This is a genomic window from Sodalis sp. (in: enterobacteria) (assembly GCF_047607725.1).
Taxonomy (GTDB): Bacteria; Pseudomonadota; Gammaproteobacteria; order Enterobacterales; family Enterobacteriaceae; genus JBLKSS01.
Genome location: NZ_JBLKSS010000085.1, coordinates 1 through 15,647 on the forward strand (window position 1 = coordinate 1; position 15,647 = coordinate 15,647).

The 15,647-nt window shown below is 57.9% G+C and carries 11 protein-coding genes and 2 pseudogenes; 2 read left to right on the forward strand and 11 right to left on the reverse strand.

What is annotated here, in order from left to right; genetic code table 11:
• Positions 1-659 precede the first annotated feature (659 nt).
• Complete coding sequence (locus ACMX3H_RS08440) at positions 660-1,454, forward strand: substrate-binding domain-containing protein (protein ID WP_415210501.1); 795 nt, start codon at positions 660-662, stop codon at positions 1,452-1,454.
• Between the two features lie 295 nt (positions 1,455-1,749).
• Here the strand turns inward: ACMX3H_RS08440 and fabI are convergent, their stop codons facing one another.
• From fabI to sapA, 6 genes are all read right to left on the reverse strand, one after another.
• On the reverse strand, positions 1,750-2,538 hold the full coding sequence (gene fabI / locus ACMX3H_RS08445; RefSeq protein ID WP_415210491.1) for an enoyl-ACP reductase FabI: 789 nt from the start codon (positions 2,536-2,538) through the stop codon (positions 1,750-1,752).
• 185 nt (positions 2,539-2,723) lie between these two features.
• Positions 2,724-3,536, reverse strand: a complete 813-nt coding sequence (gene sapF, locus ACMX3H_RS08450) for a putrescine export ABC transporter ATP-binding protein SapF (protein WP_415210492.1) — start codon at positions 3,534-3,536, stop codon at positions 2,724-2,726.
• Between the two features lie 2 nt (positions 3,537-3,538).
• Positions 3,539-4,531 carry a putrescine export ABC transporter ATP-binding protein SapD gene (sapD, locus tag ACMX3H_RS08455; RefSeq protein WP_415210493.1) on the reverse strand — a complete coding sequence of 331 codons (993 nt, stop codon included), beginning with the start codon at positions 4,529-4,531 and terminating at the stop codon, positions 3,539-3,541.
• Positions 4,531-5,421: a putrescine export ABC transporter permease SapC gene (gene sapC, locus ACMX3H_RS08460; protein WP_415210494.1), complete on the reverse strand. Its 891-nt coding sequence runs from the start codon at positions 5,419-5,421 to the stop codon at positions 4,531-4,533. The genes sapD and sapC overlap by 1 nt, the downstream gene beginning before the upstream one ends.
• Positions 5,408-6,373, reverse strand: coding sequence for a putrescine export ABC transporter permease SapB (gene sapB / locus ACMX3H_RS08465; protein ID WP_415210495.1), 966 nt, complete (start codon positions 6,371-6,373; stop codon positions 5,408-5,410). The genes sapC and sapB overlap by 14 nt, the downstream gene beginning before the upstream one ends.
• The gene (gene sapA / locus ACMX3H_RS08470; protein ID WP_415210496.1) at positions 6,370-8,121 is read right to left on the reverse strand and encodes an ABC transporter substrate-binding protein SapA; all 1,752 of its coding nucleotides are present in this window, start codon (positions 8,119-8,121) and stop codon (positions 6,370-6,372) included. Before sapA ends, sapB begins: the two co-directional genes overlap by 4 nt.
• A gap of 516 nt (positions 8,122-8,637) precedes the next feature.
• On the opposite strand from sapA, the pseudogene ACMX3H_RS08475 reads away from it, so the two are divergent.
• Positions 8,638-10,948 (forward strand): annotated as a pseudogene (locus ACMX3H_RS08475) (TonB-dependent receptor domain-containing protein).
• Positions 10,949-11,672: 724 nt separating this feature from the next.
• Here the strand turns inward: ACMX3H_RS08475 and ACMX3H_RS08480 are convergent.
• From ACMX3H_RS08480 to ACMX3H_RS08500, 5 genes and pseudogenes are all read right to left on the reverse strand, one after another.
• Positions 11,673-11,993, reverse strand: a pseudogene (locus tag ACMX3H_RS08480) (ChuX/HutX family heme-like substrate-binding protein); the annotation flags it as partial.
• Positions 11,994-12,275: 282 nt separating this feature from the next.
• A complete protein-coding gene (locus ACMX3H_RS08485) occupies positions 12,276-12,878 on the reverse strand; it encodes an ABC transporter substrate-binding protein (protein WP_415210497.1) in 603 nt (200 codons plus the stop codon).
• Positions 12,879-12,889: 11 nt separating this feature from the next.
• Complete coding sequence (locus ACMX3H_RS08490) at positions 12,890-13,888, reverse strand: ABC transporter ATP-binding protein (protein ID WP_415210498.1); 999 nt, start codon at positions 13,886-13,888, stop codon at positions 12,890-12,892.
• A complete protein-coding gene (locus ACMX3H_RS08495; protein ID WP_415210499.1) occupies positions 13,881-14,741 on the reverse strand; it encodes an ABC transporter ATP-binding protein in 861 nt (286 codons plus the stop codon). The genes ACMX3H_RS08490 and ACMX3H_RS08495 overlap by 8 nt, the downstream gene beginning before the upstream one ends.
• Positions 14,681-15,412: an ABC transporter permease gene (locus tag ACMX3H_RS08500; protein ID WP_415210500.1), complete on the reverse strand. Its 732-nt coding sequence runs from the start codon at positions 15,410-15,412 to the stop codon at positions 14,681-14,683. Before ACMX3H_RS08500 ends, ACMX3H_RS08495 begins: the two co-directional genes overlap by 61 nt.
• Positions 15,413-15,647: the final 235 nt, after the last annotated feature.

Sequence of the window (15,647 nt, forward strand, 5' to 3'; positions counted from 1 at the left end):
CACGTCTGTCTTATAGACTGTAAAAGTAAGTGCGCTAATTAAATTTTGTATTTTCTCTGGGTAGTGAAAAGTACTCATAGCACCACCTAATAGGAAAGCGACGAGTAATCCAAAATAGTAGATGGGTATAATTCGTACAGAGCGATTTATCAGGAATCGTCACGAAGATATGAAACCCTGCTGATAGTGGTGTGTCGTATAAACCATGATAAACCCACTAATTACAAAGAATATATCAATGCAAATTATTCTCCAGCCAAATAGCGCATCTCATATGCTAGAGCCACTTATATCATTTCCACGAAGGTAAAAACGGTAGTGAAATAAAAGTACCAACATCGCCGCGACACCACGCAGCGCTTGGAGAGAGTCTAACTTTTTATCCATACAATTGTCGTATCTTCAACTCAAAGACATCATAGTAGCTTAATCCTAAGTAGGAGACATCTTTGATAGATTTATAGCCATCTCTTATTAGAGTGTATATTCATTTCATCATGATTTACGAAAAAAGCGTGATTATGTTCGTATATCATGTCCAGTCAGGGTGTTTCTTTAGCCTGTGTTAAAAAAGTGACATGAGTACAGTAGTTAGTATCAAATAAGTTTCTTTTGTGTTTTTTTTTGAGCGTATCAAAAATTTTGCCTTTCAGTATCAAATGATTTGCCGCGCAATACGCGGCAACAGTTTTCAAGGCTTTACCGCCGAGGGCGAACGGGTGTTGGTTTGGGCACGGGAGATTGTTTCGGTCTATCAGGGGCTTAAACTGGAAGTCGAGTCCCTCAAACAGGGCGTAGGCGGCACGTTGCGCATCGGTATCGTGCCGCAATGCGGCGTATCGCTGGCGCAGTTGCTGCAGCAAGCGCAGGCGCATTATCCGGATTTACGCTACCAGGTAGCGGTGCTCAGCGCCGACCAATTGCTGGAGGCGTTGACCAATCATAGCGTCGATCTCGGCATAGGCTTTTTTGAACTGGCGCTACTGGCAGAGCTGAAATTCCAGACGGCGCCCATAGTGGATCGCGGGGTAGAACTGGTTTTTAACCCGGCGCTCTTCCCGGCACTGCCGCTGCCGCTAAGCTTGGCGCAGGTGGCCGAGCTGCCGCTATGTCTGGCCGAGCCGAGCCACTATTTCCGTCGTTATTTAGATGAAAACTTCCGCGCCACGGGGCTCCAGCCGCGGCTTATCCTGGAGAGCGCCTCGACTTTCCAACTGCTGCAAGGGGTGTTTACCGGTCTGGGCTGCGGCATTGTGCCGTGCGGCCATCTTTTGCCGGCCATGACGCCGGCATTAACCACTATCCCGATTGCCATGCCGACAATGAAGCGGCAGACGGCGATGGCTATCGCCGCCCCCGGGCGGGCGATCCCGCTGGCGCAAGTGGTATTCGATTTCGGGCGCGCCTGGCTGGCGCAGCACGGCGTGGACGGTGTGGCGCCCTGGCCTGAATGAAGCCGCGACAAGGGGGTAAGGCGCGCTGATGCCCATCGTCATCAGGGCGCGGTGAGCAAAAATCGGCCTGGCGTAATGGTAGGCAGGGCGCTGTCGCTGGCGAGACGTGACGGGGGCAGCGTGTTATCGCCGTGGTGGCGTAACAGTAGGTGTAGAGTGATAGCAGGCACGGCGTCACAGCACAAAGGGCGTGACTGCGGTAAACGGGGCGGGAGAGGTGAGCGGTGAGCGCTTGACATGCGCTCGTGATCTGTCGGGCGAGGAAAGGGGGCCGAACGTCCGGCCCCCGAGGCGATTAATCCAGGTCGAGCTCGTTCATGGCGGCGATATTAAAGCCGCCATCCACGTGCACCACCTCACCGGTGATACCCGCCGACAGATCGGAGCACAGGAAAGCGGCGGTATTGCCGACGTCCTCAATGGTCACCACGCGGCGGATTGGCGTCACCGACTCGCAGTGGGACAACATCTTTTTAAAATTCTTGATGCCGGACGCGGCCAGCGTGCGGATAGGGCCCGCGGAAATGGCGTTCACCCGGACACCTTGCGGCCCCATGGCGTTGGCCATATAACAGGTATTGGCCTCCAGGGAGGCTTTGGCCAGGCCCATGACGTTATAGTTGGGGATGGCGCGTTCCGCGCCCAGGTAGGTCAGCGTCACCAGGGCGGCGTTGGGATTAAGCATTGGCCGGCAGGCTTTCGCCATGGCGACGAAGCTGTAGGCGCTGATATCGTGCGCGATGGCGAAACCTTCACGGGTCACGGCGTTCACATAGTCGCCGTCCAATTGGTCGCCGGGGGCATAAGCGATGGCATGCACGAAACCGTCAAACGTCGGCCAGACATCGGCCAGACGGGTGAACAGCGCTTCTATGCTGGCATCTTCCGCCACGTCGCACGGCAGCACGATGCTGGAATTGAAATCGGCGGCAAACCCTTCCACCCGTGATTTCAATTTGTCATTCTGGTAAGTGAAAGCCAGCTCCGCACCCTCACGGTGCATAGCCTGAGCGATACCGTATGCAATTGAACGGTTGCTGGCAACGCCAGTCACCAGAATGCGCTTACCGGTAAGAAAACTCATAGCATTAATCCTTGTGATCATTATTTCATGCGATCGTGTGCCCCACGGTCAATCCGTGCAGCAACGCTCGTCGTTGATAAACCCGGCGAAGTGTAGCATGAATCTTTCGCCGGCGTGTAGATCTGCGCCCCTTGCGCCGGGTGACGCTGAGGGCGAGGCGCTCGCGCGCAATAGGGACTACGCCCTTAAGGCGTGGCGCCATCGCGCCGCCAGGCATCGGCGGTCAGGGCTTCGCCGAAGTGGCTGGCGATAAGCCGGCGGGTCAAATCGTGCAGCGGCGCCGCCAGGACATCGGCGGTGCTGCCGCGTTCCACCACTACGCCGTTTTGCATCACGATTATCTGATCGCTCACGTGCTTCATCATGCCCAAATGTTGGGTCACGTAAATAAACGAGATGCCTTTTTTCGCCTGTAGCTCGAGCATGAGATTGATGATTTGTGAGCACACCGACATATCCAGCGACGCCAGCGCTTCGTCCGCCACGATAACCTTGGGCTGCAAAATCAGCGCGCGCGCCAAACCGACGCGCTGTTTCTGCCCAGGCGCCAGCATGCGCGGATAGTAATAAGCGTGATCCGGCCGCAGGCCGACCTGGCGCAGCGTGGTGTCAATGGCCCGTTCACGTTCGCCGCCGGTCAGCGTGGTGTTCAGCCGCAGCGGCACGTCCAGCAGCTGGCCGACACGCTGGCGCGGGTTGAGGGCGTTGCTGGCATCCTGGAAAATCATGCGGATGCGCTGGCTACGGTAGCGGTAATCGCCAAAATGCAGCGGGTGATCGTCTATCAAGATCTCGCCGGCGCTGGGCTCGACGCTGCCGGCCAGCATTTTCGCCAGCGTCGATTTACCCGACCCGTTTTCACCAATAATGGCCAGCGTCTGGCCTTCGCGTAAAGTGAAGCTGACGTTTTGCACCGCCGTCACCTGATAGCGGCGAAATAGGCCCGTACGGTAGCGGAACGTTTTGCTCAGGTTGCGGGCTTCAAGCAGAGTTTCCATGCCTATTGCTCCTCCAGATTGAGGGGATAGTGGCAGGCGAAAAAGTGGTTTTTAACCGGCAGCAGCTGCGGCGCCTGGATGCAGGTCTTCTGCGCATAAGGGCAGCGCGGCCCCAGGCGGCAGCCGATAGGCAGATGCTCCAGCGACGGGATACCGCCGGGCAGGGTATTTAACCGGCTTTTGGACGGCATCGAGCGGCCGAAGTCGGGAATGGCGCGGATTAACGCCTGAGTGTAGGGGTGGTGTGGTGTGGCGATTAAATCCTCGCTTTGGGCACTTTCCACCGTTTGGCCGCAATACAGCACGTTGATGCGGTTGCACCACTTGCTCATCATCTGCAGGTCATGGCTTATCAGCAAAATGGTGGTGCTGTTATTTTGATTAAGGCGCGCCAGCAGGCGGAAAATTTGCGCCTGGGTGGTCGGCTCCATTGCGTTGGTGGGTTCGTCGGCAATCAACAGCCGCGGTTGATTGGCCAGGGTGATGGCGATCATCACCTTTTGACACTCGCCCTCGGTCAGCTCGTAGGGGTAGGCGTGCATAATCTCTTTGTGGGCTTTGAAGCCCACCCGGTGTAGCAGTTCGATGGCGCGCCGCTTGCGCCAGCCGAATCGTTGCCACCATTGGCCTTTATAGGTCCAGCCGGGGATGGACTGGATTATCTGCCGGCCGATGCGCTCCGACGGGTCGAGACAGGATTGCGGCTCCTGAAATATCATCGACACATTATGGCCCACCACCTTGCGCCGCTGGCGCGGGGTCAGCGCGAGCAGGTCGACATCGTCGAAACGGAAGCGATCGGCGGTTACCCGCCAGTTATCGCGGGTCACGCCGCAAATGGCTTTGGCGATAAGGCTCTTGCCCGAGCCGGATTCCCCCACCAGACCGCGGACTTCCCCTTCGCTCAGTGTGATACTCACGCGATCCACCGCCTTCACCGGCCCCTCGGGTGTCATGAACTCGATGGTGAGATTGTGAATATCCAATAACGGCATTACTCCACCTCCGCCACCATGGCGCGGCGCACGCCTTCACCAAAAATATTGACGATCAGCACGCTTAGCATGATCGCACAGCCCGGCAGCATCACCGCCCAGGGCGCGACATACACCAGTTCCAATTGATCGTCCATCATCGCGCCCCATTCCGGCGACGGCATCTGCGTGCCCAGATTGAGGAACCCGAGCGCGGCAATATCCAAGACGGCCATGGACAGGGCGCGGGTGAACTCCGACACCAGCTGACTGGCGATGTTCGGCAGCACCGCATAGCGCAGAATATGCGGCATCGACGCGCCATCCATCCGCACCGCCAAGATATAGTCCTTTTCCAGTTCGCTATGTACCGAAGTATAGACGGTGCGCACAATGCGTGGCAGCAGCGCCAGCCAGACCGCCAACATGGCATGTTCCAAACGGGGGCCGAGAAACGCCACCACCACAATGGCCAACAGCAGCGAGGGGATGGACAGCACGGTATCCAGCACGTGATTTAGCGCCGCCGAACGCAAACCGCGGGTGATGCCGGCCAGCACGCCGAGCGCCAGCCCGACCAGCGCCGCCGCCATGGTCACCACCAGCGCCGAGCCGAAGGTGGGCGCGGTACCGGCCAGTAGTCGGCTCAGCACATCGCGGCCCAAGTCATCAGTGCCGAGGAAAAAAGAGACGTCCCCGTAGCGCGACCACGAAGGGGGAAGCAGTTGATAGCCCAAAAACTGCTGATCCAGCGGGTAGGGCGCAAACAGCGTGCCGAACAGGCACAATAGGATCAGCAGGGCAAAACCGTAGAGACCCAGCATCGACATGGCGTCATGATAAAAGGTGCGCCATATCTGTGCCAGCGGGCCGGGCATGCGTTTTTCGCGATAAACATTATCTGAGGGCATACCACTCCTTATGGCGCAGCGGGTTTGCCAGCGCGCCGACCACATCCGCCAGCACGTTAACGGAAATGACCAGAGTTCCCACCACCATCACGCCAGCGGAAATGGCGGCATAGTCCTGTTGTCGGATGGCGTTGATAAGCCAGCGACCCAGGCCCGGCCAGCTAAAGACCACCTCGGTTATCATTGCCAGGGTCAACATCGTGGAAAATTGCAGCCCCAGTTTGGGAATAATCGGCGGCAGCGCATTATGCAATAGGTGTCGGCGTACGATGGTCCAGCGCGACAACCCGCGAGTCGCGGCGGCGCGGATATAATTGCGGCCGATGACCTCAACGGTGCTGATGCGCATCAGCCGCACCACTTCGGTGGTCGGCGCCACCGCCAGCACGGCGATGGGCAATACCATATGCTTGAGCGCGCTGATGATCATTTCACTGCGGTAAGGGGAGTCCGACAGCCAGGCATCCAGCAGCGCGAAGCCGGTAATGCGCTGCACGGGATACAACAGATCGAAGCGGCCGGTGACCGGAAACCAGCCCAGATGCAGGGAAAAATAGAGCGTCAGCAGTAGTGCCAGCCAGAACACCGGCATCGACAGACCGAGCAGGGTGAAAATGCTGATACTGATATCCTGCCATTTACCGTGCGCCACGCCGGCGATAATGCCTAAGGGGATGCCGATCAGCAGCACCAGCAAAAAGGCCAGCAGGCATAGCTCCATCGTCGCGGGAAACACCTCGGCCAACTGCAGGCCGATCGACAGGCCGTTGATGCTGGAGACGCCAAAATTGCCGTGGATCAGGCTCCAGAAATAATAGCGATAGGCGTCAACGAGCGCCGCGCCGCCCAAGGGTGCGCCAGGGGTATAGTAGTTCAGGCAAAAGCCAACCAGGGTCAACAGAAACAGAGTGACCAACAGAAACACTAGCCGGTGCAGGGTAAAGATTATCATGGCGTCTGTTCCTGTCGTTCATCGCGGTACACGCCGGCGAAGGAGGCGTTGCCGAACGGACTGAGCACCAAACCGCGGATGCCGTAGCGATAGGCCTGCAGACGCAACGACGAGGCGAGCGGCAGCACCGGCAACGCCCTGTGCAGCAGCGCGTCGAACGCCGGATCGCACCAGCGCGCATAGTTGGTTTGCGAACCGATGGCGGCGCAGCTCAACAGCGGACGGAAAAAACTGTCTGGATCGTTACTGTCGGTGGACCAGCCCGAGAGCGTCATATCGTGATTCACCGCGGTCAGACGCGCCTCCTGAAAACGCCCCTCTACCGGGATAATGGTCAAGCGTATCCCCACCTGCGCCTGGATCAATTCAGCCGTTTTCAACGGGCTGGGATTATAGGATTGCGACGCGGTGGGCACCAGCAGATTAAGCCGTAATGACGGTTTGCCTAGCTCGCGCAGAATAGCGCGCGCCTTGGCGGGATTATATTCCGTGACCCGTGCATCATTATCATAGGCCCAGGAGGCGCGCGGCAGCAGCGACGCCGCGGTTTCGGCGATACCGTAATAGATGGATTGCATCAGCCGCGGATTGTTGATCGCCAGCGCGATGGCGTGCCGCAGCCGGACATCGTTCAGCGGCGGCTTGCGCGTATTGAAGGCCAGGTAAGCGATATTCATCCCGGGGCGCAGCGTCAGCCGCAGGCGAGGATCGTCGCGCAGAATGGATAACTGGCTGGCGGCGGGATAGGCCAAAACATCGCATTCGCCGGTCAAAAGCCGCGATAAACGCCAGATCCCGCCCGAGCTTAAATCGATCACCACCTGCGCCATACGCGGCTTTCCGCGCCAATAATTTTCATGGCGGGTGAGACGGATAAATTGCCCGGAGTGGTATTCATTGAGCATAAACGGCCCGGTACCGACCGGTAGGCGATCCAACTGCTCCTGATGGCCGCTGGCCGTAAGCCTGTCGGCATATTCCGCCGGCAGCACCGGCGCATAGTGGGTCGCCAGATGCCATAAAAATGAGGTGTCGGGGCTTTCTAAACGGAACTCCACAGTGTCGTTGTCGATACGTTTTACGCTCTGCACCGTTTGCGGGAACTGCAAACTGTCGAAATAGGGGTAATCACCGCCGTTGACGGCGTGCCAGGGGTGATGGACGTCGAACATACGCGCGAAGCTGAACACCACATCGTCGGCGTTGAGCGTGCGGGTTGGGGTAAACCAGGCGGTGTGCTGGAAGGCGATATTTTTGCGCAAATGAAAACGATAGGTCGCGCCGTTATCCAGGACTTCCCAGCGCTGCGCCAGTTCGGGGATAAGCCGATAGGTATAGGGATCCACCGCCAGCAGCCAATCGTAAAGCTGCGCGGATAAGGTATTAACGGTGACGCCGCTACTGGCCATTTGCGGGTTAAAGGTATTGACCACGCCGCTGACGCAATAGACAAAGCCGCTCTGGCGAATAGGCGGCAGCGGCGTGGGCGCGGCGTTCGACCGGGGATTCGCCGGCGCGGCATCAGGACCGGTGCCGGTAGCCACGACATCAGGCTCGGACGCGGCGTCGGCAGGCGTAGCGCCGGCGCCGCGCTGTGCAGCGTTGGGGGTGAGCGCGGCGGAAACGCCGCCTCCGGTGACTTTGTCACCGTTGCCCTCCATCCCGGCGGCGCCGGCCTCACGGGCCGTCCCGGCCGTTAGCAGCAGGGCGGCAACGGGCGTCAAACTGTAATCAGATTGTGTCGACATAAACCATTTTATTTCTGCCAGTAATGACTTGAGTTTACCTTACTCTGGCCGACCTCCCAATGCCGATGCACAGAAAGGTGCGCGTTTCTCCACCGACAGGCTTCCATTCCCCCCGATATCCGCTGCCTGCCTCTTTTTTGCTGGTCAAACTAGCGGCGGTAGCCCTGCGCCGAACGGTAAATTCCTGTTTACGGGTAAATTTTACGAAAGATCTTTCTTACATTAGATAATAATGTGTATCATTAGATAATAATAATAATAGTTATCATTTGAGTGTGGTTATTGTTAATTCCCTGCGCAAGTCAATGTGGGCACCCCGATATCGCCGCTGAAAAAGAGGGAGCCGCAAATAAGAGAGTGTAATTCATCTGTGTACTGTCACCGGCAGGGTTCGCCCGCGCCGTCACATCACGCTTTAACAATAATAAATGTCAGACAATTGGAGATTGCTTAATGACTATGTACCACAGGGGAATTCAGATAGCGCGTCTGAATAAAATCTTACTCACCGGTATTATGGGTGGTACCGCGTTTGGCGCCTTCGCCGCCAATACCGCGGCGACGGTGCCCGCCGTAACGGCACAGCCGACGGTGGCCAGCGAGACGGAAAATAAAGACGATCAAATCCGGGTGGTCGCCAGCAAAATAAAAAAAGAGGCCGGAACCAAAACCACGCTGAGCGCCAGCGATCTGCAAAAAGAGGGCGGCAATGACTTGGGCACGATTATGCGCTATCAGTCGCTGGTGAGCGCCACCGGCGCCGCCACGGGAACCGGCACCGGCAAAAGCGGTTTTGACCGCGGGGGATATACCGGCTATAACATTCGCGGCCTGGAGGCTAACCGCGTCTCTATCGATGTGGACGGCGTGGAACTGCCCAACGCCACCGGTAGAAGCTATGTCAGCCGTGCGGGGTCGGGCACGTTCGGGATTGGCCGCGATTATATCGACCCCTATATGTACGGCGGGGTCGGCATCGATTCCGGCGTAACCGACGTCACGCGCGCCAATCAGGCCATCGGCGGCGCGGTTTCGTTCCGTCCCAAGAGCCCGGATGATTACCTGTCCCCGACAAAATCCAGCTATTTCGGCTATCAAAGCGACTATGACTCGGCCAATCGCGGCTGGCATAACGGCATCACCGCCGGCGGCGCTGCGTGGCCTGATTGCCATCAGCCGCCGGGACGGCCAGGAAACCGGCAATAACAGCGACAGTGTGAAGGTGGCGCCGGCTAATTGGCACTCAAACGCCTTTTTAGCCTCCGGCAGCTGGCAGGTAAATGATAACCATCTGCTTACCGGCACCGTCGATTATTCTCACAAAACCAATCACACCCATTACGCCGCCTGGAACTCAGCCGGCAGCGCCATTATTGGCGCCAATCAGCAAACCAGCCAGACCCGACGCTGGAGCGCCACCCTGGATGATTTATGGCACCCGGATGTCGCGTGGGTGGATACCATCGACACCAAAGTCTTTTACCAAAATACCGAAGCCCACGATTGGACCTATGGACCTTCCACCATCGGCACCAGCCTTGTGACGACTTATTCCAATTACGATAGCAAAAGCTTTGGCATAACCAGCAATATGGAAAAAGAGTGGGGCATCCATGACATTCGCTGGGGTATCGATGCTCGGCGGTCCGATACCGAGCGGCCATTCAGCCAGGATCCCAGTCAAAGTTCGTTTAATTACATCATGCAGCCGGAAGCCAACAGTACCAGCGAGAATCTTGGCGCTTTCCTGCAAGATACAATGACCTGGGATCTGGCGGGACATGATTTTGCCGTGGTGCCGGGGGTTCGCGTAGCCTATCAACGCACCAAACCGAAAGATCTGTCCAACCTGGCCAATAGCACCCTGACCACGGACGAACTGGACACGCTCTATGGTTCGTTTAGCGATACGCAAGTCTTGCCGTCTTTAAGTTTTCTGTATGACATCACGCCGCGGCTGACCACCTATGTCCAGTACAAGCGCGGCGCGCAATTCCCCAATGCTAGCCAGATGTACGGTTCATGGAACCTCAGCTCCAGCTATGCGGGCAGCAGCCAGTATGCCTTGATTGGTAATACCAGCCTGGATACGGAAACCAGTAATAATTTTGAATGGGGCTTGAAAGGCGAAGCGGTAGAAGGGATAACGTTCAGCACGGCGGCGTTTTACAATACCTATAAAAACTTCATCGACTATACGTGTTATAGCCGGTCCGCCAATCCGGAGAAATTCACCAATATTCCCAGCAATATAGATATTGCTTATCAGGCGGAGAACCGCGACAAGGCCTATATCTACGGTGGCGAAGTTAGCGCGCGGTTCAACTTCGGCACCTGGTATCCGGATGTTGACGGCCTGCGCGCCCGCCTGGCGTTTGGTATGGCGGAAGGGGCGGCCAAATCCCATTATATGGGCGACAAGTACGTTGATTTGGACAGCGTGGCGCCGATGCGTTTGGTGGCCGGGGTGTCTTATGACGATCCTGGCGAGCTGTACGGTGCCGTGCTGACGGCGACTTTCAATAAAGGGAAACGGGCCAGCGCCACCAATCGCCAGAGTTATAATAATTCCGGCAGCGCGATTACCGATTCCACGCCGGAATATATGCGCGGGCCGGGCTATGTCCTGGTGGATTTGACGGACTATTACCGCATCACGAAAAACGTCAAGGTGAGCGGCGGGTTATACAATATTACCGATCGGAAATATTGGGATTACCTGAGCAGCCGCAATATTGAAACCAGCACCAATCAGGACCTCAGCGACCAGGCGCTGGCAACGCAACCGGGCAGGACGTTCCAGTTAGGGCTTAACGTGGACTTCTGATGCGCCGGGCGCCGGCATGACGGCTTTTCGCCCGTCAGATGGGCGAAAGTAGCCCTATCGGCGCCCGAACGGCCGTTATTCAGGCAGCAAAAACCCCTCCCGGGCCCCCGTAGCTCAGACGTCGAGCCTAGACAGTTCAATGCTGGCGTCCGATGGGGTTGTGTCCGGGGGGCATATCTCTCCTCGTTGGCCTCCGTACGCTCGGGACCGGGCGTCAAAATCATCGATGTAGGTGTGTGAACGCTTTGTATCGGGGTGGCAGAGAGGTCTACGCTCCTTTTTTGCCCTGTCCGAGGCCTCCGTGCGTCCGCACGCCACGCGCTTTCCCCCGACGTTGTTTCATGTCCGTCGCGCGTCGCCGCCCTCGCATGGGCGTTTCACGCGGGGCGTGAAAGGAAATGGCACGGTGATGGCAGCAACTGTAGCAAGGGAAGGGAACGGTGACGAAAAGCAATAAAACTAGCCGGGTCGCGCTCGCGGCGCTAAGGGAGAGCGACAGGATGCGCCCGGGAAAGACACACCGCGGTTGCGGCGAAACGCTAGGCGCAGGCCGTCAGGCGCTGCGCGAACTAGACGGCCAGGTGTGAAAGTTGCCACCGAAACGGCGCTTCATTTAAGGGCACGCTTGTTGTAACGACGTCACACCTGACCTTCGTCCCGCTTGCCGTTGGCGTTAAGCGGCGCCGGCGTGTGCGCCATCACCGCCGAGCTCGGCAATTTGCTCTCACCAGTGGCGCTGCTCGCTCTCGCCCTCGGTGCGCTGGCCATTAAATTGGGCAATTTGGGTCCCGTCGGCGGCAAAAAGTTCCAGACTGGTCACCATGCCGTCACAGGTGGGTTTACGCGTGACCCAGCTCTCTACGATAGCGTCTTCCCGCAGATGGAGGGTAAACGTCGGGTTAAAGATATTCAGCCACTCTTCCATCGGCGCTTGTTTTTGCACCGGGCCGGTAAAGACCTGTATGCAACTGCGATTGCCGACAAAAATCATGATCTCATTACCGGCCGCCTCAAGCCGCGGTAACAAATCACGCAAGGCATTATTTTTGTAAGCGCCCCGTGGAGGACGTCTTGAATTATTGGTGGGTTTGTTGCATGGCCCGGTAAGAATATGTTCCACTACGATGCCTAGTGAACCCGCATCCTATAAGGGACGGCTGTCAGATCATGGATAATCCGGCGATGATAGTGTCCACTTAAATTTTAATGGACACTATCACAAACTTCAGAACCACTAATTTCATATCACTCAAACCGAGATGGAAATAAAAGTTATTAAAATCAATGCAATGTGAAAATGCAATGAGCATAAGCGTGTAACGTAGGTTTACTGTCTCATACAACAAACCCACCAATAATTCAAGACGTCCTCCACGGGGCGCTTACCTTTTTTACAGACTATCAGCCCCGAGGCGTGGGGCAGAGTGCTGGTAAACAGCGGGGCGAGCGGGTGTTTGAGATGGATAATGCCCTCATAAGTGCCGGTGACCTCGACATGGTCCAGCGCCTCCCAATCGGAAGCATAAATCGCCGCCAACTCTTTATTGAGAAAACGTTCGTAGGAATATTTCACGTCTTCGGCGGTCATTTCGCCAAAACCGCCAGTCCACATGATGCCGGGACGCAGCGCGAAGCGGATGGTGAGCGGGTCGACCTGCTCCAGCGATTGTGCGGCATCCAGCTGCCAGCCCCATTCGGTACCCGGCTTGTATTGGCACAGCCCGGAATAGATAGCGAACATCACCATTTCGTCATACCAGCCGCTGCGGTTGGCGGGGTCCAGATTGGTAATGTCCAGGTCATTTTGTACCCGCAGCACCTTATTTTGGCTATCGGCGGCGAAGACCCTTCGCTGGCCGCCCACCACCAGCGAGCCGGATACGCCGGCGGCGAGCACCGCCAGCGTTTTAATCAACTCACGTCTGTTCATCGACAGGCCTTTCATGCATGTGTCTCCTTGAAGATAATGGCGCCGGACCGGGCGGGGGAAAGTGCCGCGCGGTGAAGAGGAAAATGACAGGCAACATGCTGCCCGCCGGCCAACGGCCGCAACAAGGGCACGTCGACGCGACAGCGCGCTTGCGCCTGCGGGCAACGGGTATGAAATTCACAACCGGCGGGACGATGGGAAAGCGTCGGGATCTCGCCCACCAGCACCCCCTTTCCCGACTCGCCACCGCTGCCTTTGGCGCTGAGCAGCGCGGCGGTATAAGGATGCGCCGGCGCCCGGAAGAGGGCGGCGGTCGGCCCGCTTTCGACAATGCGTCCGAGATACATGATGGCGATGTCGTCGGTAACATGGCGAGTGATAGCCAGGTTGTGGGTAATGATTAAATAGCTCATCCCCAGTTCACGCTGCAGGGCGGTGAGCAAGTTCAGCAGCTCGCCCTGTACCGACAAATCCAGACCGGTGGTTGGTTCGTCGGCGATAATCAGCTTCGGCCTGAGCGCCACCGCCACGCGCCTCGCCTGCCCTCCCGACAATTGATGCGGGTAGCGATCGATAAATGCCGCCGGCAGCCCGACCATGGACAATAAACGCCCCGCCGCCTCGCGACGGTTAATTTCGCGTCCGTTGACGCTAAAAGGCTCGGTCACCAGCTTTTCCACGCACATGCGCGGATCGAGCGCCGCCATCGGATCTTGGAAGATCAGGCCGGTATCCCGTCGGATCCCGCGCCAGGACCAGTCGCTGGCGTCCCGCGGCTGGCGGCCGTTAACCTGTACCGTGCCGCCGCTAATCGGCGTCAGGCCAATCACCGCCCGGCCAAGGGTCGTCTTGCCGCTACCGCTTTCACCGATAAGGCCCAACGTTTTCCCCGGCGCCACATGCAGGCTGACGCCGGCCAGGATATCCACATAGCGCACGGCGCCCGGTTTGAGCCGGCTCAGGAGGTTACCGGTGCGGTAGCGCACCACCAGATCTTTAATCTCAAGCATGCGGACCCACCTTATGGCAACGTACCGTCCAGTCGCCTTGTCCGAGGATGGTCAGGGCCGGCGTCACACCGAGACAGGGCCCGAAAGCCGAGGCGCAGCGTGGCTGGAATGGACACCCGACCAGCTCGGCACCGGGCGGCGGGACCGTGCCGACGATAAACGGTAACTCGCGGCTGACGCCGGGAATGCGCGCCGGATCGCAGGCCAGCAGCGCCTGGGTATAGGGATGCGACGGCGCGGCGAAAATGCTGTCTATCGGTCCCGCCTCGACAATTTCGCCGGCGTACATCACCGCCACCTTGTCGCACAACGCGCTGACCAGATGCAGATCGTGGGTGACGAAAATAATCACGCCGTCCACCAGCTTCCGACTGGCCTTGAGGATCTCTACCCCCCGCATTTCCGTCGTGGCGTTCAGCGCGGTGGTCGGTTCATCGGCTATCAGCAGTTCCGGTTCGGTCAGTAACACCGCGGCGATAGCGATACGCTGGCGGATGCCGCCGCTCAGCTCATGGGGATATTGATGCAGCCGGCCGCCGGGGTCGGATATCCCCACGCGCTCCAGCATGTGACGGGCGCGCTGGCGTTTTTCCGCGCGCGTACCGGCTTTATGAAAAGCGACAAGCTGTTTACCGATCGTCACCACCGGATTGAGCGCGGTAAACGGATCTTGCGAGACGGTGGCGATACCGTTACCGCGCAGTTTGCGCCGATCTTCCTTGGACAACGTCAGCAGATCGACCCCGCGATAGCGCAATTCACCGCTGGCCTGGGCATTGGGCGGCGGCAGGGTCAACATGGCACTAACCAGGGTGGATTTTCCGGAACCGCTTTCGCCCACCAGCCCAAGCACTTCACCTTTATTAAGCGACAGGCTGATGTTGCGTACCGCCTGCAGCGGCCCGCGGGGATATCCATCGCCACCATGACCAGTAGCGTGCCGGTCAAATTGGGAATCAGATGCCGAACGACGACGCTGACCGGCGACACGCCCATGGCCCGGGCCGCGACAATATACTCCATGCGCTTGAGTACCCGCGTTTGGCTGCGCACCACCCGGGAATAGCCCGGCACCATGAAGGTAATAATGATAAGAATAATGGTGGCAAGACTGGAGCCGGCCAGCGTCACCACCGCCAGGGCGAACAAAATCATCGGAATCGACATCAGCGAATCACACAACAGCATCAACAGCGTGTCGAGCTGGCGCGGCCCGTAGCCGGCCACCAGCCCGAGCAGCGATCCCAGCAGCAGTGCCCCGCCCGTGCCGGCAAAAGCGACCATCATCGCGATACGCGTACCGTAAATCAGCCGCGACAAAATATCGCGACCCAGCTGATCATTACCCAGCCAATAATCCATGCTTGGTCCTTTAAGCCGCAGGACCGCCTTGATTGCGATGGGATTATGCGGCGCCAGCCAGGGCGCAAATAACGCGCACAGCAATAACGCGACGACGCAAATCAAGGCGAAGCGGCCGATCCCGGTCGACCAGACCTGCCGCAACATCCGATAGAGACCCATGCGCGGCGGCGTGGCGGCGTTCTGTGCCGGGGAGCCGGCGACACCGGCGTTGACAGTTCTATCATCACAGCTCCTGGCGTACGCGCGGATCGAGGGTAAGCGTACGCCCAGCGCCGTCTGTTAATTCCCCATCAAGTTATTGAAGATGATGTCCATTATTTTTTTAATGGGCGCAATTCATGAAACAAACCCCACCAAAACCCTCAAGACGTCGTCCAAATTTCCCGCTGGACTT

Excerpts from the sequence above, each read along its gene's own strand:
- ACMX3H_RS08440 (WP_415210501.1), top strand. The coding sequence starts at position 660 with ATGATTTGCCGCGCAATACGCGGCAACAGTTTTCAAGGCTTTACCGCC.
- fabI (WP_415210491.1), bottom strand. The coding sequence starts at position 2,538 with ATGAGTTTTCTTACCGGTAAGCGCATTCTGGTGACTGGCGTTGCCAGC.
- sapF (WP_415210492.1), bottom strand. The coding sequence starts at position 3,536 with ATGGAAACTCTGCTTGAAGCCCGCAACCTGAGCAAAACGTTCCGCTAC.
- sapD (WP_415210493.1), bottom strand. The coding sequence starts at position 4,531 with ATGCCGTTATTGGATATTCACAATCTCACCATCGAGTTCATGACACCC.
- sapC (WP_415210494.1), bottom strand. The coding sequence starts at position 5,421 with ATGCCCTCAGATAATGTTTATCGCGAAAAACGCATGCCCGGCCCGCTG.
- sapB (WP_415210495.1), bottom strand. The coding sequence starts at position 6,373 with ATGATAATCTTTACCCTGCACCGGCTAGTGTTTCTGTTGGTCACTCTG.
- sapA (WP_415210496.1), bottom strand. The coding sequence starts at position 8,121 with ATGTCGACACAATCTGATTACAGTTTGACGCCCGTTGCCGCCCTGCTG.
- ACMX3H_RS08485 (WP_415210497.1), bottom strand. The coding sequence starts at position 12,878 with ATGAACAGACGTGAGTTGATTAAAACGCTGGCGGTGCTCGCCGCCGGC.
- ACMX3H_RS08490 (WP_415210498.1), bottom strand. The coding sequence starts at position 13,888 with ATGCTTGAGATTAAAGATCTGGTGGTGCGCTACCGCACCGGTAACCTC.
- ACMX3H_RS08500 (WP_415210500.1), bottom strand. The coding sequence starts at position 15,412 with ATGGGTCTCTATCGGATGTTGCGGCAGGTCTGGTCGACCGGGATCGGC.